Genomic DNA, 24,515 nt, shown 5'->3' with positions numbered 1-24,515 from the left:
AGTGCGGTCCCGGCGCCGCTCAGAGCTTCCGGAGCAGCGTTTCGTAGAAGCGGACGCCGCGGCCCAGGGCGTCGAGGGAGATCTTCTCGTCGACGGCGTGGATGGAGGCACGGTCCGCCCGGTCCATGGCGAACGGCGCGAACCGGTAAACCGCCTCGCAGATTCCGGTGAAGCGGCGGGAGTCGGTGCCGCCCATCATGATGTACGGGGTGACGATCGCCTCCGGGTAGGCCGTGCCGATGCACTCCGTCAGCAGCTCCCACGCCGGGCCGTAGCTCGCGGAGACCGGGGAGGGTTCGTTGCCCTCCACCACCCGCAGCTCCACCTTCGGGTCGCGGATGATCCGGCGGAGGCGCTCCACCGTCCCGGCCACGGTCTCCCCGACGGCCACGCGGATGTTTGCGTTGGCGGCGGCGGTGGCGGCCAGGACGTTGGCGCCGGCGCTGCCCCGCAGCGTAGTGATGGCGACGGTGGTCCGGGTCATGGCGTTGGTCTCGCCGCCGAGCCGGCCGAACAGCCAGGTCAGGGGCGTGCGCAGGCGCTCCACGTGGGCGAACGCCAGCCGCAGCGGGAGGGGCGCGTGCGGGCCGAAGCGGCGCAGCATCTCGGCGGTGACGTCCGACAGGTGCTGCGGGAACGGGTGGTTCTCGATCCGGGTGATGGCCCGGGCCAGGCGGGCGGTGGCGCCCATCCGGGGCGGCGTGGAGGCGTGGCCGCCGAGGTCCCGGGTGAGCAGTTCGACGTCCAGGATCCCCTTTTCGGCCACCCCGACGACGGCGGCCGGGCGGGTAACGCCCGGGAAAGCGCCGCCGGCCACGGCGCCGCCCTCGTCCAGCACCAGTGCGGGCCGGACACCCCGTTCGGCCAGCAGCTCCGCGGCGGCGGCCGCGCTGTCCCCGGCGGTTTCCTCGTTGTCGCCGAAGGAGAAGTAGACGTCCCGGGCGGGCACGAACCCGTCGGCCAGCAGCGCCTCCGCGGCGGATAGGATCACCGCGAGCTGGCCCTTGTCGTCCAGGGTGCCGCGGCCCCAGAGGTGCGTGCCGTCGTTGTGGCCGGAGAACGGCGGGTGGGTCCAGGCCGCCTCGTCCCCGGCGGGAACGACGTCGTAGTGGGCCATCAGCACCGCCGGCCCCTCCAGTCCGCCGGCCGTACCGGTTGTGGCGGGGGCCGTGTTGTCGGTGGGGCTGCTGGTGCGGGGGACGCCGGCCCAGCGGAACAGCAGGGCGCGGCCGTTGACCCGTTCCACGTCCATGGCCGCGTACACCCCCGGGAACAGCCCGGGCAGCGCAGCCAGGAACGCCTCGAATTCGGCCTCGTCGGTCCCGCCCCGGGCACGGGAGGAGACGGTCCGGAAGCTGACCAGCGTGGCGAGGGCATCCGCGGCGGCGGCTGTGTCGGTGCAGTGCATGCGCGCCAGTCTAGGCACGGCCGGCCCCGGACCGCCGGAGGCGTCACCGCGCGCGGGGACCGCGGCGCAAACAGGGTTAGGCTGGAGGGATGTCGGAACAGGATCTTGAGGGTACGGATAAGGACGTCCAGTCGGATGCGGCTGCCGGGACGGAGGCCGACAGCGGGGACGACGTCCTGCAGATGTCCGCGCTCGACATCGCCGACTGGCGGCTCCGGACCTTCGACCTCTACGCCACCGTCCGGAAAATCGCCGCGGACAGCCCCGCCGAGGCGCACGCCTACTGGCGCCACACCCGCGACCGGATGTTCGGTACCCACCCCGCCTCGCCCCTGACCCGGGCCGCGAAGGCCGAATTCTCCGGCCTTAAGACTGCCGACTACGACCCGATCTACCGCTTCCACGTCCCGATCACCCCGGAAGGGGCGGGACGTGAGATGAACGTCGAAACCGGCACCGACGGCGTCGTCCGCTTTGTCCGGCTCGGCACCTTCGACCTGCCCGAGATCGGCCAGCTGGCCGTCTGGAAGCACCAGGGCTACGGCGGCGGCATCTTCGTGCCGTTCCGCGACGCCACCGCGGGACAGCCCGGCGGCAGCTACGGGGCCGGACGCTACCTGATCGACACGATCAAGGGCGCGTTCCACGGGGTGACCGGATCCGGTCCGGACGCCAGCTTCGTCCTGGACTTCAACTTCGCGTACAACCCGTCCTGCGCCTACAACGAGGCCTGGGCCTGCCCGCTGCCCGGCCCGTCCAACCGGCTGGCGGTCGAGCTGCCGGCCGGGGAGCTCTACTAGCCGGATGGAACCCCAACTCCAGGCCGACCCGCCCGGGGCCCCCGCTCCCCCGGTCACCCGCGCGCCCCGGCGCCGCGGGCTGCTGCGGTACCCGGTGGTGCGGCAGCTGCTGCGGTTCACCGGCGTCGGCGTGGTGTGCACGGTGACGTCGCTGGCGCTCTTCGCGCTGCTGCGGCCGTGGATCGGACCGCAGCCGGCCAACGCCGCGGCGCTGATCCTGACCTCCCTGATGAACACGGCACTGAACCGGCGGCTGACGTTCAAGATCACGGACACCCACCGGATGCGCCGCGACCACCTCAACGGCCTGATCGTGATCCTGGTGGCGTTGCTCATCACCGGCGGCAGCCTGGGCATCCTGCACTGGGTCAAGCCGGACGCCACCGTGGCCGAGGAGCTCTGGACCACCACGCTCTCCGGCTTCCTCGCCACCGCCGTGCGGTTCACCATGCTGCGGCACTGGATCTTCCGGCGGGCCCGGCACCGCTAAGGCCCTTCGCCAATATAGCCCGGCGTTACGCCCCGAGGGACCGCACGCTGCCGACCGCCCCGCGGACCGCGGCGGCCGCCTGGTCCAGCTCGGCGGCGGTGATGCCGGCGTCGAAACTGAACCGGACCGCCGTCTGCGCCACCGCTGCGGGGATCCCCATCGCCACCAGCACCGGGGAGGGCTCATCGGACCCGGCGGCGCAGGCCGAGCCGCTGGAACACACCACGCCCCGGCGCTCCAGCTCCAGCAGCACCGACTCGCCGCTGGTGCCGGGGAAGCAGAACGACGCCACGGAGGGCAGCCGCTCGGCCGGGTGCCCGGTCAGGACCGCACCCGGCACATTGGCGAGGACCGCGGCGATGAACCCGTCCCGCAGCGCCGCCACCCGGGCGGCACGCCCGGCCTGGTCCTGCGCCGCGAGCGTCAGCGCCGTCGCCAGCGCCACCGCGGCGGCCACGTTTCCGGTCCCGGAGCGGCGGCCGCGTTCCTGGCCGCCGCCGTGGACCAGCGGCTCCAGCCTGGTCCGGCCGCGCACCACCAGGGCACCGCAGCCCTTGGGCGCGCCGAGCTTGTGCCCGGACACCGAGAGCGCGGCCACGCCCAGCGCCGCCGCGTCGAGCGGCAACCAGCCGGTGGCCTGCACCGCGTCGGTGTGCAGCGGGACGCCCGCGTCGGCGGCCACGCCGGCCAGCCGGGCCACGGGCTGGACGGTTCCCACCTCGTTGTTGGCGTACATGACGCTGGCGACGGCGGTCTCCGGGCGCAGCGCCGCGGCAAAGGCATCCTCCGTGACCTGTCCGTAGCGGTCCACCGGGATCACGTCCACCGCGAAGCCGTGCACGCGTTCGAGGTAGCGGGCGGATTCGGTCACGGCGGGATGTTCGACGGCGCTGATGGCCACCCTGTCCAGTCGGGGATCCGCAGCACGGCGGGCCAGCGCGATGCCCTTGACTGCCAGGTTGTCCGCCTCCGTGCCGCCCGAGGTGAACACCACTTCGCCTGGCCGGCAGCCCAGGACCCGGGCCGCCGCCGCCCGGGCGTCCGCGAGGGCCGCCGCGGCCGCCTCCCCCAGCGAGTGGTGGCTGGAGGGGTTGCCGAACTCCCCGCTCAGGTGGGGCCACATGGCCGCCAGCACCTCCCGGCGGACCGGGGTGGTGGCGGCCGCGTCGAGGAAGATCACGGCGTCCCCTGGGCTCCCGGGTCGGGCTGCGGAGTGGTGCCGGAGCCGGCGTCGGTGTCCAGGTCAGTGTCCAGATCGGTGCCCGGTTCAAAGTCCAGTTCAATATCCAGCCCCAGGTCCAGGGCGGCGACGCTGTGGGTGAGGGCACCGATGGAGATCACGTCCACGCCCGTGGCCGCGATCGAGGCGACGGTGCCCAGGTTGACGTTGCCGCTGGCCTCCACCCGGGCGCGCCCGGCCACCAGGTCGACTCCGTCGGCCAGCTCCATCAGGGAGAAGTTGTCCAGCATGATGGTGTCCACCCCGGCGGCAAGCACCGGTTCGATCTGCTCCATGGTGTCCACCTCCACCTCGAAGTGGGTGGTGTGGCCCAGCCGGGCCCTGGCCTCCCGCAGCACGGCGGTCAGCCTGGCCGGGTCTCCCCCGGTGAGCACGGCCAGGTGGTTGTCCTTGGCCAGGACGGCGTCCGAGAGCCCCGCCCGGTGGTTGCTGCCGCCCCCGCACCGCACGGCGTAACGTTCCAGCACGCGCAGTCCCGGCGTGGTCTTGCGGGTGTCGGTGATGCGGGCCCGGGTGCCGGCCACGAGGGCGACGTACTCGGCGGTTTTGGTGGCGATCGCACTCATCCGCTGCACCAGGTTCAGGGCCACCCGTTCGGCCAGCAGCACGCCGCGGGCGTCACCGGTGACCCTGGCCAGGGGCGTGCCCGCGTCGAAGCGCTCCCCGTCGATGAGCAACAGGGTCACGACGGCGTCCGCGTCGGCGAGTTTCATGGCCGCCGCGAAGACCTGGCCGCCGCTGAAGACCCCGGGCACGCGGGCGGCCAGCACCGCCGTCGCGCGGGTCCCGGCGGGGATGAGCGTCTGGGAGGTGATGTCCCCGTAAGGGGCGTCCTCCGCGAGCGCGGCGCACAGGACGGCTTCGACGGCGGCGGCCGGCAGGGTCCCGGCCACGGCTGCGGGAGCGACGGCGGGGCTCGCGGCCGGGCGGGTGCTGCGAGTGGCCGGGGCGGGTGCTGTCATGACGTGATCCTTTGCTTGGAACGGGTGGCGTGCCGCGGGCCGTGGGCGGGCTGCGGGAGGTGGAGGGACCGGGACTCCGGGGTGTGCGGGACGGCCGCCGCGGCCTCCGGGTCCGCCCGGAAGTGTGCGCCCACCGAGCCGGTGCGGCGCCGGGCCGCCTCGACGAGGAGGGTGGCGGCCAGCAGCAGGTTGCGGTCCTCGTGCCCGGCCTGGTCCGCGCTCTCCGATACGGCCTCCGGCCGGAGGTCTGACGCCCAGGCGGCGAGCCGGGCCGCGGCCGCATCGAGCCCGGCGCCCGTGCGCGAGACCCCGGCGGTCCGGGTCATAAGCCGCCCCAGGGCGTCCCGGGAAAACGTCCCGGGCCAAGTCTCTATACAGCCCTCGGGAAAAGCCGGTGTGGAGCCTCCCGATTCCGCGTCGCGCGACAGCGCTGCGGAAGCGTGCGTCAAGGCGAGGCCGCCCGCGGCCGTGGGCTCACACGATCCGGGTTCCCTGACCGAGCTTGCGAGGTTAGGGCGATCGTGGGGAGCACGCGGAGCAGTGCTGTGGTGCGACGGCTCAGCTCCGAGGAAGTCCTCAACGGCCCGGCGCCCGAACACCAGCCCCTCCAGCAGGGAGTTGCTGGCCAGCCGGTTGGCCCCGTGCACCCCGGTGCAGGCAACCTCCCCGGCGGCGTAGAGCCCCGGGACGCTGGTGCGCCCGGCGAGGTCGGTGGCGACGCCGCCCATCCAGTAGTGCGCCGCCGGCGAGACGGGAACGGTCTCCGCCGTCCAGTCGTAGCCGGCCGCACGCGTGCCCGCGCTGATGGTGGGGAACCTTCGTGCCAGGTAGCCGGCGCCCCGGGCGGCCTCGATCCCGCGCGCGTCAAGGTGGACGGCGGTTCCGGCGTCGGCGCCGGTGGCGGCGAGGTGCAGGGCGATGCTGCGGGAGACGACGTCGCGCGGTGCCAGTTCGGCGTCGGGGTGGTAGTCCGGCAGGAAGCGGCGGCCGGCGGCGTCGCGGAGCACGGCGCCCTCGCCGCGTACGGCCTCGGAGACCAGCAGGGCGGGCGGTCCGTCGGGGGTGTCGGCGGTGGCCAGGGTGGTGGGGTGGAACTGGTAGAACTCCAGGTCCCGCACGGCGGCACCGGCGCGCCAAGCCAAGGCCAGCCCGTCGGCGGTGGCGACCCGCGGGTTGGTGGTGCGGGAGAACATCCGGCCCGCCCCGCCGGTGGCCAGCAGCACGGAGTCGGCGTCCAGGCGGTGCCGCCGCCCGCCGGCGAGGTAGGCGACGCCGTTCACTGCCCCGGCGTCCTGGCCGCCGGCATCAGGGCCGGTCAGCAGCGCGGTGGCGAAGGCCCCGGTGAGGACCCGCAGCCGGCCGCGGGCTGCCTGTTCCAGCACGGCGGCACCGAGGGCGTGGGAAATCCGGGCGCCCGTGGCGTCGCCGCCGGCGTGCAGGATCCGGGCGGCGGAGTGGGCCGCCTCGAGACCCAGCGCGGGCCCGCCGGTGGCCGCGGCGTCGAACTCCACGCCGAAGCGGCGCAGCCCCGCGATGTCCCGGACCGCCTCGGTGCAAAGCACTCGGACGGCCTCGGGGTCGCACAGTCCTGCGCCGGCGGCGAGGGTGTCGGCGATGTGGGCGGAGACCGAGTCCCCGGGGGCCGCTTCCCCGGGGCCCAGAACGGCGGAGATCCCGCCCTGGGCGTAGCCGGTGTTGCCGTCCCCGAGCGTCCCCTTGGTCAGCAGCACCGCCTCGACGCCGGGCGCCTCGGCCGCGAGCAGCGCGGCGTACAGCCCGGCGATGCCGCTGCCGACAATGACCAGGCACCTGGTCACGGCCGCGCCGCCAGCATGCGTTCCAGTGCCACCCGGGCCGGGGCGGCGACGTCGTCGGCCACGGTGATCCGGTTGACCACCTCGCCGCGGACCAGGGCCTCCAGCACCCAGGCAAGGTAGCCGGGGTGGATGCGGTACATCGTGGAGCAGGGGCAGATCACCGGGTCCAGGCAGAAAATCGTGTGCTGCGGGTACTCCGCGGCCAGCCGGTTGACCAGGTTAATCTCGGTGCCGACGGCGAAGACCGTGGGCTCGGTGGCGGCCGCGATGGCCTTCCGTATGAAGTCGGTGGAGCCGGCGGCGTCCGCGGCATCGACCACCGGCATCGGGCACTCCGGGTGCACGATCACCTGCACGTCCGGGTACTCGGCCCGCGCCTTCTCGATCTGCGCGACGGTGAAGCGCTTGTGCACCGAGCAGAAGCCGTGCCAGAGGATCACGCGGGAGTCCTGCAGCGTCTGCTCGTCGTTGCCGCCCAGGTCCTTGCGCGGATTCCACATCGGCATCTGCTCCGGCGGCACGCCCATGGCCTTGGCGGTGTTGCGGCCCAGGTGCTGGTCGGGGAAGAACAGCACCCGCTGGCCGCGCTCGAACGCCCATTCCAGTACCGTGGCGGCGTTCGAGGAGGTGCAGACGATGCCGCCGTGCTCGCCGCAGAAGCCCTTGAGTGCGGCCGAGGAGTTCATGTAGGTGACCGGGATGACGGGGACCCGGCCGTCGGCGTCGGGTTCGGTACCGAAGAGTTCCTCCAGCTGCTCCCAGCACTCGGTGACCGAGTCGATGTCCGCCATGTCCGCCATCGAGCAGCCCGCGGCGAGGTTGGGCAGGATCACGGCCTGCTCCGGGGCGGAGAGGATGTCCGCGGTTTCGGCCATGAAGTGCACGCCGCAGAAGACGATTGCCTCCGCCTCGGGCCGGGTCAGCGCCGCGTTGGCCAGCTGGAAGGAGTCGCCCACGAAGTCGGCGTATGCGACCACCTCGTCGCGCTGGTAGAAGTGGCCCAGGATCACGGCCCGGTCCCCCAGCGCCACCTTGGCGGCGCGGATCCGGGCGTCGAGTTCGGCGTCGGTGGCCCGCTTGTACTCCTCCGGCAGCTGCCCCTGCCGGGGGGTCGACGGAGGGGCCACGTCCGCTGCGGAGGCGCCCGGACCGTACGCCGGGACGCCGGCCAGGGCCTCGGCCAGGTCGAAGTCCCAGGGACCGCTGGCCAGCGCAGGGCTGCAGGTGGATGCCGCGGCCGGACTGCCTGATGCCTGGCCTGTGGCCGCCTCCCGGGTGATCAGCTGGATCGCCGTGTTGACGCTGCTCATGGTGTGCTCCTGTGGTCGGGATCGAGGCCGGGGCGGCCGGTGTAACGGTAGAGGCGGGGCGGGCGGTGTTTGCCGCCCTGGAGGTATTCGTCGGTTTCTTCTATTTCCGGGGCCGCTTTGATCTGGCGGCGGAAATTCGCGGGATCCAGTTCGCGGTCCAGGACGGCCTCGTAGACCTCGCGCAACTGGGCGAGGGTGAAGTACTCGCCGAGGAAGTGGTAGGCGATGGGGCCGTATTCGAGCTTGTTGCGCAGCCGCCACAGCGCGTAGTCGACGATCGCATTGTGGTCGAAGGCCAGCTGGCCGGGCCGGTCCGCCCTCACCCAGCGGACGTTCTCCGACTCGTCGGCGAGCGCCGCCTCGGTGGGGCGCACCAGCGCCCAGTAGACGATCGAGACCACGCGCTGGGTGGGTGAGCGGTGCAGGCCGCCGAAGGCGTAGAGCTGTTCGAGGTAGCTGGGCGCCAGGCCGGTGGTCTCGCGCAGGTTCCGGGACGCGGCGTCCTGCAAGGATTCGTCGTGGCTGAGCGGGCCGCCCGGGAGCGCCCACAGCCCCCTGTACGGTTCGCGGATCCGCCGCACCAGCGGGATCCAGAGGGTGGGCCGGCCCGAGGACTCGCTTGGCCGGAGGGCGAAGATCACCGTGGAAATGGCCAACGACGGCGGCGCGAGGCGGCGCTCGCTGACATTGGCCGGTGAGGTGTACATGGTGGTCTGCCCCCGCGGTTCGGGGTCCGGGGCCGGTGGCGGGCGCCGGCCGGACGGCTCCGGCCCGACTGCCGGAGTAGTTATAGTCAGATTGACTAGAACTGATTCTACGCCGACGCCGGCGGGGCACCAAATGGTGACGGGGCGCTACTGCGGGCGGGCCGCGGACTCCAGCAGCGGCAGCGTCCTGCCCTCGAAGTGGGTGTTGAGCACGATCACCGACGAGGAGCGCAGCACGGTCCGCGTGGCGATCATGGCATCCAGGACCCGCTGCAGGTCCGGGTTGGAGCGGGCGGCGATCCGGGCCATCAGGTCCGAACTGCCGGAGACGGTGTGGATCTCGATCAGTTCCGGGATCTGCGCCAGCGCCTCCACGACGGCGTCGTGGCCCAGGTCCTGGTTGATGGTCAGCGAGCAGAACGCCACCACGGGGTAGCCGAACCGGGCGGGGTCCGGCTGCGGCACCCAGGAGCCGATCACCCCGGACTCCTGCATGCGGTCCAGCCGGGACTGCACGGTCGCCCGGGCCACCTTCAGCACGCGGGAGGCCTCCAGCACCGAGGAGCGTGGGGAGTCGGTGAAGAATCGGACAATTTTGGCATCGAGCGCGTCGACGGTCATGGCGGATTCCTCGATTTCGGGCGAAGCAGAAGTACAAACAGCAGAATAACGGCCGGTTTGGAAAGCAAACTGCCACCATAATCTCACGCCGGTGGTTCTTCGGCGCCGCGGACGGGCGGTAAATTCAAATGGTCCCAAAAGGACATCCCACCACGCAGAGAAGGTCCGCCAGATGACAACGAAGTCCGCCGCGACGGAACCCGGCCGCGAGCTCGGCCACACCATGCTGCCCCGGCAGCTGACCATGATGGGCCTCGGCAGTGCGATCGGCGCCGGGCTGTTCCTCGGCTCCGGGGCGGGCGTCCAGGCCGCCGGCCCCGCCGTCCTGCTCTCCTACCTGGTGGCCGGGACGCTGATCGTCATCGTGATGTGGGCCCTCGGCGAGATGGCCGCGGCGAATCCCGTCAGCGGGGCGTTCTCCGTCTACGCCCAGCGCGCCCTCGGCAACACCGCCGGCGCCACCGTCGGCTGGCTCTGGTGGCTGCAGCTGGTGGTGGTGATCGCCGCCGAGGCCCTCGGCGCGGCGGGCCTGCTCTTCACCGTCTGGCCGGTAGTGCCGGTCTGGGCCCTGTCGCTGATCTTCATGGCGGTGTTCACCGCCATCAACCTCGCCGGCGTGAAGAACTTCGGCGAGTTCGAGTTCTGGTTCGCCATCCTCAAGGTAGCCGCGATCGTCATCTTCCTGATCATCGGTGCCGCCCTGATCCTCGGGCTGCTGCCGGACGTGCCGGGCCCCGGGCTGTCGGTTATCACCGCCGACTTCGCGCCCGCGGGCCTGGGCGGCATCGCCACGGCCCTGTTCGTGGTGATCTTTGCCTTCGGCGGCACCGAGATCGTCAGCGTCGCCGCCGCCGAGACCAGGGATCCGGAGCGCAGCGTGCGCCACGCGATCCGGACCGTGGTCTGGCGCATCCTGGTCTTTTACATCGGCTCGGTCTTCGTGATCGCCGCGGTCCTGCCCTCGACGTCGGAGGCGCTGAAGTCCCCCTTCGCCGGGGTCCTGGACGCCGCCCGGATTCCCGGGGCGGGCGCCGCGATCACCCTGGTGGCCGTCGTCGCCCTCCTGTCGGCGCTGAACGCGAACCTCTACGGCGCGTCCCGGATGGCCTTCTCGCTCTCCCAGCGCGGGGAGGCGCCGCGGGTACTGTCCCGGCTGAACGCAGCCCGCGTCCCGGTGGTGGCGGTGGCGGTCTCGGTGGCCTTCGGCTTCGTGGCCGCCGTACTGGAGCTGCTCTTCCCGGACCGGATCCTGCCGGCGCTCTTCCAGCTGGTGGGATCGACCTGCCTGGTGGTCTGGGGCTCGGCCCTGGTCTCCCAGCTGGTGCTGCGCCGGCGGGCCGACCGGGAGGGGACAGCGCTGCCGCTGCGGATGAAGGGGTTCCCGGTGCTGACGATTGTCGGCCTGGTGCTGCTGGCGCTGATCTTCGCCGTCGGGTTCAGCAGCCCGGAGAGCAGCAAGCAGCTGGTCAGCACCCTGATCCTGGTGGCCGCCATCGCCGCGGCCTGTTGGGCCGGGGCCCGGTTCGGCAGGACCCGCCGGATAGACGGCTGACCCGACCGGGGCGCAGCTATACAAGCTGCTACCCATGGATGCGTAGACGCCGGCAGCTTTTGGCAGATTGGCCAGCGTGTTGTGGGCTGATTGCCCAACGCCTAGCCCGTGACTAGGGTCACAGCCATGGATACACTCCCGCTTGCGGTGTCCGGCGACGACGCCGCACCGCTCACCCCCGACCAGCTGCGCGAGCTGTACACGCTGATGGCGTCCGTCCGGCACTTGGACACCTCCGCCATCGCGTGGCAGCGCCAGGGCATCATTCCCGGCTACGCGCCCGAACTCGGCCAGGAGGCGGCCCAGGTGGGCAGCGCCTACGCCGTGGACACCAGCCGCGATTTCGTCTTCCCCACCTACCGGGAGATGGGCGTGGCCCGGACCATGGGCGTGGACATGGTGGGCTACATGTCCACCCATAAGGCCACCTGGCACGGCGGCCTCTACAACCCGCTGGAATCCCGGCTCGCCCCGATCCAGGCCGTCGTGGCCGGCTCTGTCCTGCACGCCGTCGGCTGGGCCCACGGCCAGACCCTGGAGAACACCGGCGGCGTGGCCATGACCTACTTCGGCGACGGCGCCTCCTCCCAGGGCGACGTGCACGAGGCGCTAAACTTCGCCGCCGTCATGAAGGCTCCCGTGGTCTTCTTCGTGCAGAACAACGGCTGGGCCATCTCCGTGCCCACCGAACGCCAGGTTGCCGGCGGCTCCGTCGCCGCCCGGGCGGCCGGCTACGGCATGCCGGCGCTGCAGGTGGACGGTAACGACGTCGTCGCCGTCGTTGAGGCGACCCGCCGCGCCTTCGCCCACGCCCGCGCCGGGCACGGCCCGGTGCTGATCGAAGCCATGACCTACCGGCGCGGACCGCACTCGACCTCGGACGATCCGGGACGCTACCGCTCGCTCGATGAGGAGCGCGACGGCGCCGGCGCCGACCCGCTGGAGCGGCTGAAGCAGCGGTTGCTGGCCGAGGGGATCGCCGACGAGGCGTTCTTCGCGGAGGCCCTCGCCGCCGCCAAGGCCGAGGAGGAAGCCATCCGCACCGGCATCCAGGCGCTCGGGTCCCGGCCCGGTGCGGAAATGTTTGACCTGGTCTTCCAGGAACCCACCCCGGCCCTGCAGGCGCAGGCGGCCAACTGGCGCGAGGAGTCCGAACATGTCTAGCCCGACCCTGGAAAGCGGCACCGCCACCACCGCGGCCGCCACGGTCACGATGTCCATGCAGCAGGCCCTGAACCGGGCGCTGGACGAGGTGCTGGCCGAGAATCCGAAGGCGGTGATCTTCGGCGAGGACTGCGGCCGGCTGGGCGGGGTCTTCCGGATCACCGACGGGCTGCAGGCCAGGCACGGCGCGCAGCGGGTCTTTGACACCCCGTTGGCCGAGTCGGGCATCCTCGGGATGTCGGTGGGCCTGGCCATGGCCGGCTTCCACCCCATCCCCGAGGTCCAGTTCGACGGCTTCGCCTACCCGGCAATCAACCAGATCGTCTGCCAGATCGCCCGGATGAACTACCGCAGCCGCGGCACGCTGCCGATGCCGATCACCCTCCGCGTGCCCAGCTTCGGCGGCATCCGCGCACCCGAACACCACGGCGAGAGCCTGGAGGCGCTTTTCGCCCACGTGCCCGGGCTCAAGGTGGTCTCGCCGTCGAACCCGCACGAGGCCTACCACCTGCTCAAGCACGCCGCCACCCGGCCGGACCCGGTGATCTTCATGGAACCGAAGTCCCGCTACTGGCAGAAGGGCGAGGTGGATACCGCCAATCCCGGCTCGCCGGAGGGCGCCAAGGTGATGCGCGAGGGCCGGCACCTGACCCTGGTGGCCTGGGGCGCGATGGTGGCCCGCTGCCTGCAGGTGGCCGAGCTCGCCGCCGAGGACGGGATCGAGATCGAGGTCCTGGACCTGCGCTGGCTCAAGCCGATCGACGCCGCCGCGCTGGCCGCCTCGGTGGGCAAGACGCGCCGCGCCGTCGTGGTGCACGAGGCGCCGCTGACCTCCGGCCTGGGCGCCGAGGTGGCCCAGCTGATCACGCAGGCCTGCTTCGACACCCTCAAGGCGCCGGTGGAACGCGTCACCGGCTTCGACGTCCCGTACCCCTCCGGGGACCTGGAGGACGAATACATCCCGAACATTGACCGGATCCTCTTCGGCATCCAGCGAGTATTGGAGTACAAACGTGGCTGAACTTTCCTTCCCCCTGCCGGACCTGGGCGAGGGCCTGATCGAGGCGACCGTGCTGGAATGGCTCGTCGCCCCCGGCGACCAGGTGGAACGCAACCAGCCCCTGGTGGAGGTTGAAACCACCAAGTCCGCGGTCGAATTGCCCAGCCCCCAGGCGGGTAAGGTAGTGCGTATTCACGGCGGACCAGGTGAGAAGATCAACGTCGGCGAGCCGCTGATCGTGTTCGAGGTGCCGGATGACACCGCCGGCATCGTGGGCACGGTCCCGAAGGAAGAGGCACCGAAGCGCCGGGTCCGCCTGAGCGCCGTACTTGATGAGGACTGAGGCCATGAGCGGCAGGCACACCGGGGAACAGCACCAGCACACGGTCGAGGGCACCGACCCCCAGCTGTACGTCAACGTGGTCGACCCGCAGGACGACGCCGGCCTCCGCCCTGTGCTGCTACTGCACGGCTTCTCCTCCTCCTCCAAGCTGAACTGGGAGGACACGGGCTGGATCACCGCCCTCACGCAGGCCGGCCGCCGCGTGATCGCCGTCGACCTTCCCGGCCACGGCCGCAGCGGCGCACCGGAGGACCGGGATTCCTACTCCCCCAGCCGGATCCGCGCCGACCTGCTCCAGATCGCGTTCGACGCCGGCGCGCGGCCCCTGCGCGACGGCGACCCGGCGTCCGGCCTGGACGTGATCGGCTACTCGCTGGGGTCCCGGCTGGCCTGGGAATTCGGCGCCACCCAGCACGAGCTGGTGCACCGCCTGGTCCTGGGCGGCCCCAACGTGGCGGACCCCCTGGCCGCGTTCGACCTGCCCGCCGCGCAGCGTTACCTGGCGGACGGAACCCCGATCGCCGACGACTCCACCGCGGGGCTGCTGAAGATGGCCCAGCTGCTGCCGAGCAACAACATCTTCGCGCTGCTGTCCCTGATCGAGGCGATCAAGGACGAACCCTTCGACCCGGCCGAGGCGGTCCCGCCGATGCCGATGCTGCTGGTGGCCGGTGAGAAGGACGAGCGGGCGGCGTCCATGCCCGAACTGGCCGCGCTGGGCAGCAAGGCCGGGGCCCTGGTGGAGCAGCTGGTCCTACCGGGCCGCAACCACACCAACGCCGTGACCAGCCGGGCCTTCAAGCAGGGGGCCATCGAGTTCCTCGGCGTCTAGGACCTGGCCCCGCTCAGTAGTCGGTCCCGGGGTCGGGCTTGCCCTCCATCTGGAAGCACGCCGACGAGGAGAGTGTGTAGAGCGCGTTCCGCTGCGGGTTGAACTCGATCGAATGCCGGAACCCCTCCCGGCTGACGATCACGAGTTCGGGGATCCCGTTGACGCTGGTCTTTTCCTCCACTGTCCAGCCTTCCTTGCCGGACCACGCGGCCTTGATCTGCTGCAGCAGCCCGGCGCCGTCCGCCTCCGGGGTGAGGACCAGATCCATCGTTCCCGGCCAGTAGTAGCTGTTGGCGTCACATTCGAAAAGGGCGCGGGAGGTCTCCGTCTGGGTCGTCGTCGCGATCTCCGCGGGGGGGACGACCGCCATCAGTTCCTGCTGCTGGCTGCGGGTTGACTGCTTCGCGGTGGTGAGGTCCATGCTGGGGCTCCCTGGATCGGCGGCGGGTGCACAGGCGGCCAGGATGGCAGCCAGGCAGGTAAGGGTCACGGCGGTGGACAGCCGGCGGGCGACCGTGGCGGGGCTCATCGCCGGCCGCCGAAAATGAGTTTGGCGACGTCCTCGCGGGCAGCCCGGTTCCGCGCGTCCTGGGCGTTGGCAATCAGGCTGTGGTTGTCGATCTTGGCCATCGGATCCGTGGTGATCTTCACCGGGCCGAGGACGATGTTCCGCGCCGGGTCATCGTAGATGTGCTTGGTGAAGGCCGGATCGGCCAGCGGGTACTTATCCCCCACCAGGCCGAGGCCCTGGGCGGTGGCCAGCGCGTCGAAATCGTAGGCGAAGTGATCATAGGCGGTGCCGGGATCGGCCTTCCATCCCTCCGGCATCCAGGCTCCGGACAACGAAATCTGCCGGTCGTAGTGGGTACCGTACATTTCGGAGGATGCCACGGCGGCCTCGCCCCAGCTGTGGGACACCGCGACGGTGCGGGCGCCGGAAGGGTTCTGGTCCGCCAGGCCCGACTCAAAGGCGGCCAGTTTCCGTCCGGCCGCCTCGCCGAAGGCCTTGTCCGCCGACTGCCGGAAGGTCCCGTCCTGCGGGAACTCGCTGTTCTTGTAGACGAAGGCCGCCGTCCGGCCGGTGGGATCGGACTGCTGCAGGTACGCGGCCATCTTCTGGGCGCTGCCGGCGTAGAAGTCGCCGGCCGTCGCGAACGTGCCGGGCACATAGGTCAGGACCGTTGTGGTGCTGCCGTCATAGTCGCCGATCATCTGAATGAGGTTACCTTTCGAGGGGTCGTACGCCGCCAGGCGGATGTTCCCCTTGACCGTGTTCCTCAGGTATTGAGCCTCCTCCGTCGAACCCCTTCCCTCCCGCTCCAGCTCCGCCAGGCGCGTGCCGGCGGCGACGCGGTTCGCCTCGATCCTGGTGTCGACCGGCAGGCCGTCCGTGTTGCCGGCCGCGTAGGGGTAGAGCCGGAGAAAGTCGGCCCGGCCGGCCGCGTCCAGGCCGGCCCACCACCTGCCGACCTGGTGCGGCGTGAGTGCGGAGAGCGCAGCGGGCGTGAGCAGCACCGACGGCGGCGCGCCGGCCGGGGCGGTTGACGGCGGGACGGTCGACGGCGTGGACCCGCCGGACGGGGACCCTCCGGAGGGAGCCGGGGCCCCGGCTGCGGCACTGGCGCTCTCCTGCTGGTCGGCGTGGGCGGTGAGTTCGCGCTGCATCTGCTCCAGCCCCGCCACCGCCCGGGCCAGGGACTGCGCGTGGACGCGGTCCCATTCCGACCGGAAGGCCCCGGCGTCGTGCCCCTGCCAGTAGGCGGACCCGGCGATCTCCGCGCCAAGGCGGCGCTGCAGGGCACCCACGCTGCCCGCCCCGCTGCCTGCGCGCGCGGCCAGGCTGCGCAGCTGCGCCGCGTCGGCGCCATAGAAGGTCCCGGCCACTCAATCCCCCGTCAGTCCGCATCATGGATACGCGTCGGGCCGCCTCCGGCAGCCCACCGCGTCAGACTACCGGGATTTTTCCATTTGATGGATGGATAGTGCTCCCCATCGGTCCGGCGCGGCAGCCGCCGTCGTGCGTCCTGGCCGCCAAAAGCGGCGCGGGGCCACATGCTGCCCGCCCGGCGGTACCGGATGAGCGCATGTGACCCCGCGCGGTGCGGTGCTGCCTGCCGGCAGCCGCGGCCTAGTGGTGGCTGCTGACGCCCAGCGGGCGTCCCTTGGTTTCCTTGGCCAGCACGACGCCGACGGCGGAGATGACGCAGAGGATCATGATGTAGATCCCGATCGAGCCGGTCCACTTGGTGCCCTGCAGCAGTGCCTCGGCGATGGTGGCCGCAAAGGCGCCGCCCAGGATCGCGCCGAAGGCGTAGCCGATGGAGATGCCCGAGTAGCGGACGTTGGCCGGGAACATTTCGGCGTACATCGCGGACATCGGACCGTAGGACAGGCCCAGGCCCACCGTGAGGACGAACAGGGCGATGCCGTAGAGCATGATGTCCTTGGTGTCGATCAGCGCGAACATCGGGATCATCCATGCGAAGACGATCGCGTAGCCGATCAGGAAGGTCTTGACCCGGCCGATCTTGTCCGAGAGCCAGCCGCCGACCAGGGTGAAGATGAGCCAGCCGAAGGACGCCAGCGTGGTGGCCAGCAGGATCTGCGGGGTGGGCATCTTCAGGGTCTTGGTGGCGTAGGAGATGAAGAAGGCGATCAGCAGGTAGCCGGCGGCGTTGTTGCCGATGAAGATCAGCGTCGAGTAGAGGACGGCCTTCTTGTGCTTGCGGATCAGCTCGCCCAGCGGCGCCTTGCTTTCCTCCTTGCGCTCCTGCATCTCCTTGAAGACCGGGCTTTCGGCCACGGCACGGCGGATCAGGTAGCCGACGACGATCAGCACGATCGAGAGCAGGAACGGCACCCGCCAGCCCCAGCTGGCGAAGTCTTCCTTGGACATGCCGGTGTTGAGGAAGTAGAGCAGGCCGGTGGCGAGGATCATGCCGACCGGGACACCGATCTGCGGGTAAGCGCCGAAGAGTCCGCGGCGGCCGACCGGGGCGTGTTCGACGGCCATCAGGGCCGCGCCGCCCCATTCGCCGCCGGCGGAGAAGCCCTGGATGACGCGCAGCAGGATCAGCAGGACCGGGGCCCAGAAACCGATCTGTGCGTAGGTGGGCAGCACGCCGATCAGGGCGGTGGCTGCGCCCATCATCACCAGGGTGAAGACGAGCATGGCCTTGCGGCCGAGACGGTCGCCGAGGTGGCCGGCGATAATCGCGCCGAGGGGACGGAACAGGAAGCTAATGCCGATCAACGCGAACGAGAGGATCTGGGCCAGGCCCGGGTTGGAGGCGTTGAGCGGGGCGAGGAAGAGCGGGGACAGCAGCGTTGCTGTGAGTTGGGCGAAGATGAAGAAGTCGTACCACTCGATGGTGGTACCGACCAGCGTCCCGGCGAGGACCTTGCGTTCCTCATGTTTAGTGCTGGGGCCCGCCGCTGAATCGACGGTTGAAGTTGCGGTCATTGGAACTCCGTTGCTGGGGCAGAGGTACTGCCAGTGGGTGCTAAGTGTTGCGATGCCTACCGATTTACTGATCGAACGGTCAGTTAGTATCGTGAGCCTACTACAAAAGTTGTGATAAGGCACACATTTTCGGTTGATGACGAACCGATGTCGGTTTGGTGTGCTGTTCTATATTTGAACTTGATGTTCATATATGGAACACTGCTGTCACACGCTACTGCACTGTGACCCCGCGCACAAGGGGCGCCCGTCCGGCACGCCGTTACGGTCCCCTGCCGCCGTCGCGTCGCAGGAGCGGGCCGTGCGAACTTAGGAGCCGTGCAAATTTAGGATGGGCACATGACCCCCAACGCCGGCGTCCAGGCGCCCCCGTCCCAGACCCTCTCCCGCGGCATCCGCGCGCTGGAGATCCTCGCGGACGCCCCGGAACCCATGACCATCGCGGAACTGGCCGTTGCCATGGGAGTCCACCGCTCGGTGGCCTACCGGATCCTGCGGACCCTTGAGGACCACTCCCTGCTGGTCCGCGACGACGCCGGACGGGTTCAGCCCGGGCCGGGGCTGGCCGTCCTGGCGCGCGGGGTGTCCCGCAACCTGCAGACGGCGGCCCTGCCGGAACTGACCCAGCTGGCCAACGCCCTGGCCATGAGTGCCTTTCTGGCGGTCTGGGACCGGGAGGACTGCGTCACGCTGGTCACCGTCGATCCGCGCCACGCCGGCCCCGCCGTCGTCCAGCACCCGGGATCGCGGCACCCGATCAACGCCGGCGCCCCCGGGATCGCCATCCAGTCCGCCTACACGGAGGAGGAATGGCGTGCCCTGGCACCGGCAGTGCCGTACCGGGCCGAGGCCGCCACGGCCCGCCGGCTTGGCTACGCCGCCAGCCACGACGAGGTCATCCCGGGCGTCTCGTCCCTGGCCGTCCCGGTGCGCGTGCCCGGCGGGCGGCCGGCGGCCCTGGCCGTGGTGTACCTCAGGGCCGCCCAGGATCCCGCCGCGGTGGCCGCGGCCCTCGCCGCCGGCGCCGCCCGGATCGAGGCCCAGCTGGGCTGAGCCCCTAGGGCCGCCGGCGAAGGACGACGGCGGCGGCTGCTCCCAGCAGGAACAGGGCACCGGCCGCGCAGACCGGCACGATGAACGCCGTGGAGTAGCCGGCGGTCTGCGCCAGCTGGCCGGCCACGGAGGAGCCGATGGCCGTGCCGGCGACAATCCCGCTGGCCAGCGCGGTCATGACGGTCCCAAGCCGTCCCGCCGGCGCCACCAGGCCGCCGATGCCGAAGACTGTGACCATCAGCGGTCCCACCGGCAGGCCGAGTACCAGCAGCACCACGATCATCGGCGGCAGGGAATCGGGCAGCAAGAGCAGCGGCGCGAGGGCCGTCATCAGGCCCGCGCAGGCAAGCCACCGGGCGCGGAGCCCGATCCGCCGCGGCCAGTACGCCACGGACAGGGCGGCCGCGGCGGAGCTCAGGCCCATCACCGCGTAGAGCAGGCCGGCCAGTTCGGAGCCGGCGAACCCGGCGGAGAAGGAACTCAGCGAGGTCTGGGTGGCGCCGAAGAAGGTCCCCATGCAGACCATGGCCAGCACCGGTACGGCAATCGCGACGGCGGCCCGGAGCCGGGCGGCGGTGGAGGCCGGTGCCGCGGGGGCGGGGATCCCGGCCTCCTGCGTTCTGCGGGTGCGGGGCACGGCGAGGTGCGTGGGGTGGACGGCGAAGGCCGGGACCAGTGCCAGGGTCAGGACCGCGGCGATGGCCAGGGGCAGCCACGGGCTGAGCAGGCTGGCGATGATGCCCACGAGCGCGGGGCCGAGCACAAAGGTGATCTCGTCGGCGGTGCTCTCGTAGGACAGTGCCGTGTCGAGGTCCCCGGGCCGGCCGGACCGGCCGGAGGTCAGGGCCATCCAGCGGACGCGGGCCAGCGGTCCCACCTGCGGGCAACTGGCGCCGGCGATCAGGGCAGCGGCCAGGACCGGCACGGCGGCGGCGAGGTCACGGGCGTCGGGCACCAGGTAGGCGGCGAGGATCAGGGCGGTCACGGCGGCGGCGTTCAGCAGGGCGGCGACGATCAGGACGCGCCGCTGGCCAAGCCGGTCAGCGAGCGCGCCGAAGACGGGGGCGCCGGCCGCGGACCCGATCCCGACGGCGCCTGCCGCGGCACCGCCGACGGCGTAGGAGCCCGTGACCGCGGTGACGAGGGTGAGCGCCCCGACGGTGAGCATCGCCAGGGGCAGGCGGGCGGCAAGGCCCAGGGGGATGAAGCCGCGCCCGGCGAGAACGGGGAGCCGGGCGAACCGGCCGCCGCGCTCCTGCTTCTGGGCCGGGGCGGAGACATCCGGGGACGCGTGAGGCGTCGATGAGGCTGAGGGGTTCATGGTTTCCGGGTTCGCTAAGAGGTGCGCATCGTCCCCCCTCCCGATGCGCGCGACCCGGTGACCGTCCCAGTATATCGGGCGGCACGTGCCGTGGCCTCCCCCGGGACGGCGTTCGAAGGGCAACTCCCGGCCGGACCTAGGCGGGCACCTCGTCGGAGATGTGCAGGGTCGATCCGTTCCGGCCCTTCACAACCTGCAGCTGGGTAGTGATCCGCTGCTTCATCTCGGCGACGTGGCTGACAAGGCCCACCACCCGGCCGCCGTCCCGGAGACCCTCGAGGGCATCCATGACCTGTTCCAGGGACTGCTCGTCCAGGCTGCCGAAGCCCTCGTCCACGAAGAGCGTCTCGATGTCCACGCCGCCTGATTCCATCTGCACCACGTCGGCCAGTCCGAGGGCGAGCGACAGCGACGCCATGAAGGATTCGCCGCCGGAAAGGGTGGCGGTATCCCGCCGCTGGCCAGTCCAGAGGTCCACGACTTCCAGACCGAGGCCGGACTTCTGCCCGCGGGAGGCCTTCGCGTCGGTGTGCTGGAGCGTGTACCGGCCGTCGCTCATGCCGATCAGCCGCTCGGAGGCCGCGTCGGCCACCTGCTCCAGCCGGGCGGCCAGAACGTAGCTGTTCAGGCTCATGCGGTAGCTGTTGTCGCCGCCGCCTCGGGCAGCCTCGGCCACAGCGGTGAGCAGCGCCGCCCGCTCCCGCGGTTCCCGGCTGGCTTCGGCCAGTTCGCTGTAGCGGGAGCGGAGCGCGGCCAGGGTCCGTGCCGAGGAGGCGGCCAGACCGGCGGACACCCCGGCTTCCCGGGCCGAGTCCAGCGCCGCGGCGGACTCGGACCTGAGCTGTTCGAGGGCACCGGCGGGGACCGGTCCTTGGTCGGCGAGTTCCGCGGCGGCCAGGACCAGGTCCTCCCCCGCGAACAGTTCCTCGAGGCGCGCGGTTTCGTCCCGTCCGGCACGGACCGCGGCTTCCAGGTTGGCGGCTTCCCGGGCGGACAGCAGCATCTCCCGTGCGGCGTTGGCGGAGTCGAAGCCGGCGGCGGGCAGGGCCTGCTCCAGCCGCTCCCGGGCCTCCGCTGTCCGGGCTTGTGCCTGCGCCAGGCTGACGGCGGCCGCGTCGGCGTCTTCGAGGAGGGCAACGGCCGAGTCCACGGCGGCGATGCGGCCGGCCAGTCCGGGGTGCCCGCTTCGGAGGCCCAGCAGGGTGGCGTCGAGCTCGGCGGCCTGGGTGTCCACCTCGACCACGGCGGTACGGGTCCGGGCCAGCTCGGCGGCGGAATCCTCCTCCGCGTCCTCGAGGGCGGAGATCTCCTCGTCCAGCCCCTCGCAGCGGTTCCGGGCGGCTTCGAGGTCTGCAGCAGCCTTCGTGGCCTCCGCGGCCCGTTCCCGGGCGCGCCCGGCATCGCTCAGCGCGTCCTCGAGGGCCGCGTCCCCGCCCTGGGCGGCGAGGACGGCCAGGTGTTGGCGGGCGTCGGCGAGTTCGCGGTCGAGGTCCGCGAGCACCGCTTCGGCCGCCTCGGCGGCGGCCTGGGCTGCCTGCTCGGCGTCGGCTATGGTCAGCGCGGAGGCCGCCAGCGGTGCCGGCGCGGGGTGGTCGGGGCTGCCGCAGACAGCGCAGGGCTCCCCCGGGTGCAGCTGTGCGGCCAGTTCGGCGGCGGCGTTGGCCAGGCGCTCCTCGCGGAGGTCAAGCCAGGCCTGGCGGCGGTCCTGGTGGGTGTCGCGGGCCACGCGGCGCCGCTCGGCCAGCCGGTCGCAGTCCTCCGCGGCCGCGGCGTGCCGCTTCACGACGGCCACGAGTTCGTCGGCCGCGTCGGCTTCCTTGACCCGAAGCTGGAGGTCGGCCGCCGCCTCTTCGAGCGGGGCCAGGGCGTGCCGGAACCCGAGGGCGTCCGCCCGGAGCGCTTCCAGCCGCGCCGCGGTGGCCGTGCCGGTGTCGGTGAGCCGTTCGACGTCCCGGTGCAGGCCCGCGGAGCGCGTGCGCAGGGCGGCGAGCCGTTCTTCGTCCGGCATCCGTTCTGCCAGGACGGCCCGGAGGCTGCGCAGTCGGGTGACGCCGGAGCGGAGCGCGGCGGGGTCGGGCCCGCCCTGGTCCGGGGCCAGGCCGGGCAGCGCCGCCAGTTCGGGATCGGTGGCAGCTGCGGCGTGCAGGACGGTGGCCGCAGCCTGGGCAGCTTCCCCGGCACGGTCCTCGGCGGCGGTGGCGCCGTCGAGGGTGTCGAGGTGTCCGCCCAGGACTTCCGCCTTACGGTGCCGGGCAAGCCGCTCTTCGGCGGTGCGCAGGTCCGGGGCAGCCGCCTCGGCCAGCTCCCGCCGCTGCCGGGCGGCCGTGAGGCGGGCCTGGCGGGCGGCCCGGGCCGCGAGAGATTCCGCACGGGCGGACAGGTCGGCGGCGGCGGCGTCGGCGTCCCCGGCGGCGGCGCGGCGGGCAGCGCCGGCCGCTTCCGCCTCGCGGCCGTACCAGTCCAGCAGCGCGGCGGGGTCGTCCTGCGAAACGTCTTCCGAACCGCCGTCGGGGTCGATCCCCAGCCCGGCGGCTTCGGTGCCGGCCCGGGCGACGAGCAGCGCCAGCTCGCCGTTGAGGGTCTCTACCTCGGCCCGGGCGGCTGCCGCCTTCCGGCCGAGCTCCTGTTCGACGGCCTCAAACCGCTGGGTCCCGAACAGGCTCTGCAGGAGGGCCAGGCGGTCCGCGGCCTTGGACCGCAGGAACGCGGCGAAGTCCCCCTGCGGAAGCATGACCACCCGGGTGAACTGGTCCCGGTCCATGCCCAGGAGGGCCGTGATCTCGGCCCCGGCCTCGTCGTTGCGGCCCGACTTTTCCACCCAGGTGCCGTCCACCCGCTCCCGGAGCAGGGTGTTCGCCTTTTGCTCGGTGAAGCCGTTCTTGCCCCGGGCGCTGGGCTTGTTCCAGGCCGGGGTGCGGGAGACCTCGAAGTGCCGCCCCTTGGCCGAGAATTCGCAGGTGACCCGCGGTTCGGCTCCCGCCTCGGCGTGGTCGCTTCGGAGCCGCTTGCCCTCCTGCCGGGCCCCGGGAACGGAGCCGTAGAGGGCGAAGCAGATGGCGTCGAGGACGCTGGTTTTACCGGCGCCGGTGGCACCGTTGAGCAGGAACAGACCATGGGCGCTGAGCCGGTCGAAGTCGATTTCTTCCGTGCCGGCGAAGGGGCCGAACGCGGAGATTTCCAGGCGGTGGATCCTCATCGGGATACCCCTTCCAGCCGGACCGCTTCGAGTGCCTCGGCAAGGACGGCCGCCTCGGCCTCGGCCGCGCTCCGGCCGCGGACGTGTTCCAGGAAGCCGCAGCAGACAGAGAGGTCGTCGACGGCGGAGGCGAGCCGGCTGCTGTAGCTGGTCTTGGGCGCGTCCTTGGCACCCTCGGGGTCGAAGCCGAGCACGAGGGTATCCGGGAAGCGGGCGCGCAGCCGTTCCATGGCCTGGGCGGGGCGTTGGGCGTCCGTCAGCGTCACCTGGCAGTACGCCGCCTCGGCCCACACCAGCCCGTCGTCGGCGAGCAGCTCCTCGAGCGTCCCGCGGAGCACCGCCAGTTCTCGCGGGGCTTCCCAGTGCACCTCCGTGACGCTGTCCACACCGTCGGCCGTGATGTCCACCAGCCAGCCGCCCTTGCGGTGACGGGCCTCGGAGAAGGAGTAGGCCAGGGGCGATCCGGAGTAGCGGACCGCCGGGGACAGTTCCTGGCGGCCGTGCAGGTGGCCGAGTGCCACGTAGGAGAACCCGTCGAACAGATCCAGCGGCACCGCACCGACGCCGCCGATGCTCAGGTCGCGCTCACTGTCGGAGCTGATCCCGCCGCTGGCGAAGGTGTGGGCCAGCACAACGGAGTGGACCGTGCGCCCGGCGGACCGGGCGGCGAGGTCGGCGCGGACCAGGGTCGTGGCGGCACGGGTGACCTCGAAGTGGCTGGCCGTGTCCACGCCGAGGGCGCCGGCGACCAGCCGGGGTTCCAGCCAGGGGATGCCGTAGATCGCAAGTTGCGGGCCGGCGTCGTCGCCGTTGAGGGGCAGCAGCAGGGGCGTGGCGAGGTCGTCGAGCCTGGTCCGCAGGTGCACGCCGCCGCGTTCCAGCAGCCGGGAAGCGAAGCCGAGCCGGATGGCGGAGTCGTGGTTGCCGCTGGTCAGCACCACCGCGGCGCCGGCGTCGGTCAGCCGCACCAGGGCGTCGTCCAGGAGACCGACGACGTCGACGCCGGGCAGCGCACGGTCGTATACGTCGCCCGCGATGAGGACGACGTCGACCTTTTGGTCGCGGACGAAGGCGACCAGCTGGTCGACAAAGGACCGCTGCGCGTCAAGCATTCCGACGCCGTGGAACGACCGGCCCAGATGCCAGTCCGAGGTGTGCAATAACCGCATATAACTACGCTAACGGCTGGCACTGACACTCAAGCGCAGGCCCGGCGTCGAGGCCATGTATCGGTGT

The 24,515-nt window shown here is 71.7% G+C and carries 21 protein-coding genes; 8 read left to right on the top strand and 13 right to left on the bottom strand.

The window, feature by feature from the left end:
• Positions 1–19: 19 nt before the first annotated feature.
• Complete coding sequence (locus tag ACFUCU_RS00715) at positions 20–1,408, bottom strand: M20/M25/M40 family metallo-hydrolase (RefSeq protein ID WP_377970029.1); 1,389 nt, start codon at positions 1,406–1,408, stop codon at positions 20–22.
• A 182-nt stretch (positions 1,409–1,590) separates the two neighbouring features.
• Here ACFUCU_RS00715 and ACFUCU_RS00710 point away from each other — a divergent pair, with 182 nt between their 5' ends.
• Together ACFUCU_RS00710 and ACFUCU_RS00705 are read left to right on the top strand one after the other, a co-directional pair.
• Positions 1,591–2,208, top strand: coding sequence for a DUF1684 domain-containing protein (locus ACFUCU_RS00710; protein WP_377970776.1), 618 nt, complete (start codon positions 1,591–1,593; stop codon positions 2,206–2,208).
• A gap of 4 nt (positions 2,209–2,212) precedes the next feature.
• Entirely contained in the window at positions 2,213–2,698 is a 486-nt protein-coding gene (locus ACFUCU_RS00705) for a GtrA family protein (protein WP_290257458.1), read from the top strand.
• A 25-nt stretch (positions 2,699–2,723) separates the two neighbouring features.
• On the opposite strand, the gene ACFUCU_RS00700 is transcribed toward ACFUCU_RS00705, so the two are convergent.
• The 6 genes from ACFUCU_RS00700 to ACFUCU_RS00675 form a co-directional block, all read right to left on the bottom strand.
• Positions 2,724–3,878, bottom strand: a complete 1,155-nt coding sequence (locus ACFUCU_RS00700; RefSeq protein ID WP_377970028.1) for a cysteine desulfurase family protein — start codon at positions 3,876–3,878, stop codon at positions 2,724–2,726.
• On the bottom strand, positions 3,875–4,900 hold the full coding sequence (gene nadC, locus ACFUCU_RS00695; RefSeq protein WP_377970027.1) for a carboxylating nicotinate-nucleotide diphosphorylase: 1,026 nt from the start codon (positions 4,898–4,900) through the stop codon (positions 3,875–3,877). Before nadC ends, ACFUCU_RS00700 begins: the two co-directional genes overlap by 4 nt.
• A complete protein-coding gene (locus ACFUCU_RS00690) occupies positions 4,897–6,717 on the bottom strand; it encodes an L-aspartate oxidase (RefSeq protein ID WP_377970025.1) in 1,821 nt (606 codons plus the stop codon). The genes nadC and ACFUCU_RS00690 overlap by 4 nt, the downstream gene beginning before the upstream one ends.
• The gene (gene nadA / locus ACFUCU_RS00685; RefSeq protein ID WP_377970024.1) at positions 6,714–8,027 is read right to left on the bottom strand and encodes a quinolinate synthase NadA; all 1,314 of its coding nucleotides are present in this window, start codon (positions 8,025–8,027) and stop codon (positions 6,714–6,716) included. The genes ACFUCU_RS00690 and nadA overlap by 4 nt, the downstream gene beginning before the upstream one ends.
• Entirely contained in the window at positions 8,024–8,734 is a 711-nt protein-coding gene (locus ACFUCU_RS00680) for an NUDIX domain-containing protein (RefSeq protein ID WP_290257453.1), read from the bottom strand. The genes nadA and ACFUCU_RS00680 overlap by 4 nt, the downstream gene beginning before the upstream one ends.
• A 147-nt stretch (positions 8,735–8,881) precedes the next feature.
• On the bottom strand, positions 8,882–9,355 hold the full coding sequence (locus ACFUCU_RS00675; protein WP_364134833.1) for an Lrp/AsnC family transcriptional regulator: 474 nt from the start codon (positions 9,353–9,355) through the stop codon (positions 8,882–8,884).
• A 172-nt stretch (positions 9,356–9,527) separates the two neighbouring features.
• On the opposite strand from ACFUCU_RS00675, the gene ACFUCU_RS00670 reads away from it, so the two are divergent.
• The 5 genes from ACFUCU_RS00670 to ACFUCU_RS00650 all read left to right on the top strand — a co-directional run bounded on the left by ACFUCU_RS00670 (position 9,528) and on the right by ACFUCU_RS00650 (position 14,246).
• Positions 9,528–10,907, top strand: coding sequence for an amino acid permease (locus ACFUCU_RS00670; protein ID WP_377970022.1), 1,380 nt, complete (start codon positions 9,528–9,530; stop codon positions 10,905–10,907).
• Positions 10,908–11,033: 126 nt separating this feature from the next.
• Complete coding sequence (locus tag ACFUCU_RS00665; protein WP_377970021.1) at positions 11,034–12,071, top strand: thiamine pyrophosphate-dependent enzyme; 1,038 nt, start codon at positions 11,034–11,036, stop codon at positions 12,069–12,071.
• Positions 12,064–13,092 carry an alpha-ketoacid dehydrogenase subunit beta gene (locus ACFUCU_RS00660; protein WP_364134825.1) on the top strand — a complete coding sequence of 343 codons (1,029 nt, stop codon included), beginning with the start codon at positions 12,064–12,066 and terminating at the stop codon, positions 13,090–13,092. The genes ACFUCU_RS00665 and ACFUCU_RS00660 overlap by 8 nt, the downstream gene beginning before the upstream one ends.
• On the top strand, positions 13,085–13,414 hold the full coding sequence (locus ACFUCU_RS00655; protein WP_290257447.1) for a biotin/lipoyl-containing protein: 330 nt from the start codon (positions 13,085–13,087) through the stop codon (positions 13,412–13,414). Before ACFUCU_RS00660 ends, ACFUCU_RS00655 begins: the two co-directional genes overlap by 8 nt.
• A gap of 4 nt (positions 13,415–13,418) precedes the next feature.
• Entirely contained in the window at positions 13,419–14,246 is an 828-nt protein-coding gene (locus ACFUCU_RS00650; RefSeq protein ID WP_364134822.1) for an alpha/beta fold hydrolase, read from the top strand.
• 13 nt (positions 14,247–14,259) lie between these two features.
• On the opposite strand, the gene ACFUCU_RS00645 is transcribed toward ACFUCU_RS00650, so the two are convergent.
• From ACFUCU_RS00645 to ACFUCU_RS00635, 3 genes are all read right to left on the bottom strand, one after another.
• Complete coding sequence (locus ACFUCU_RS00645) at positions 14,260–14,775, bottom strand: hypothetical protein (RefSeq protein ID WP_290257444.1); 516 nt, start codon at positions 14,773–14,775, stop codon at positions 14,260–14,262.
• Positions 14,772–16,130 carry a WXG100 family type VII secretion target gene (locus tag ACFUCU_RS00640; protein ID WP_377970018.1) on the bottom strand — a complete coding sequence of 453 codons (1,359 nt, stop codon included), beginning with the start codon at positions 16,128–16,130 and terminating at the stop codon, positions 14,772–14,774. The genes ACFUCU_RS00645 and ACFUCU_RS00640 overlap by 4 nt, the downstream gene beginning before the upstream one ends.
• A 244-nt stretch (positions 16,131–16,374) precedes the next feature.
• On the bottom strand, positions 16,375–17,709 hold the full coding sequence (locus ACFUCU_RS00635) for an MFS transporter (protein WP_377970016.1): 1,335 nt from the start codon (positions 17,707–17,709) through the stop codon (positions 16,375–16,377).
• 339 nt (positions 17,710–18,048) lie between these two features.
• Here ACFUCU_RS00635 and ACFUCU_RS00630 point away from each other — a divergent pair, with 339 nt between their 5' ends.
• Positions 18,049–18,762 (top strand): IclR family transcriptional regulator, encoded by a 714-nt coding sequence (locus tag ACFUCU_RS00630; protein WP_377970014.1) that lies wholly within the window; start codon positions 18,049–18,051, stop codon positions 18,760–18,762.
• A 4-nt stretch (positions 18,763–18,766) separates the two neighbouring features.
• Here the strand turns inward: ACFUCU_RS00630 and ACFUCU_RS00625 are convergent, their stop codons facing one another.
• From ACFUCU_RS00625 to ACFUCU_RS00615, 3 genes are all read right to left on the bottom strand, one after another.
• A complete protein-coding gene (locus ACFUCU_RS00625) occupies positions 18,767–20,083 on the bottom strand; it encodes an MFS transporter (protein WP_377970012.1) in 1,317 nt (438 codons plus the stop codon).
• Between the two features lie 136 nt (positions 20,084–20,219).
• Positions 20,220–23,279, bottom strand: a complete 3,060-nt coding sequence (locus ACFUCU_RS00620; protein ID WP_377970010.1) for an AAA family ATPase — start codon at positions 23,277–23,279, stop codon at positions 20,220–20,222.
• Positions 23,276–24,448: an exonuclease SbcCD subunit D gene (locus ACFUCU_RS00615; protein ID WP_377970009.1), complete on the bottom strand. Its 1,173-nt coding sequence runs from the start codon at positions 24,446–24,448 to the stop codon at positions 23,276–23,278. Before ACFUCU_RS00615 ends, ACFUCU_RS00620 begins: the two co-directional genes overlap by 4 nt.
• Between the last annotated feature and the right edge of the window lie 67 nt (positions 24,449–24,515).

Origin of the sequence: Arthrobacter sp. NPDC057259, from assembly GCF_042668995.1 — a bacterium.
GTDB lineage: Bacteria > Actinomycetota > Actinomycetes > Actinomycetales > Micrococcaceae > Arthrobacter.
This window is presented reverse-complemented; position numbering and strand designations above follow the sequence as displayed.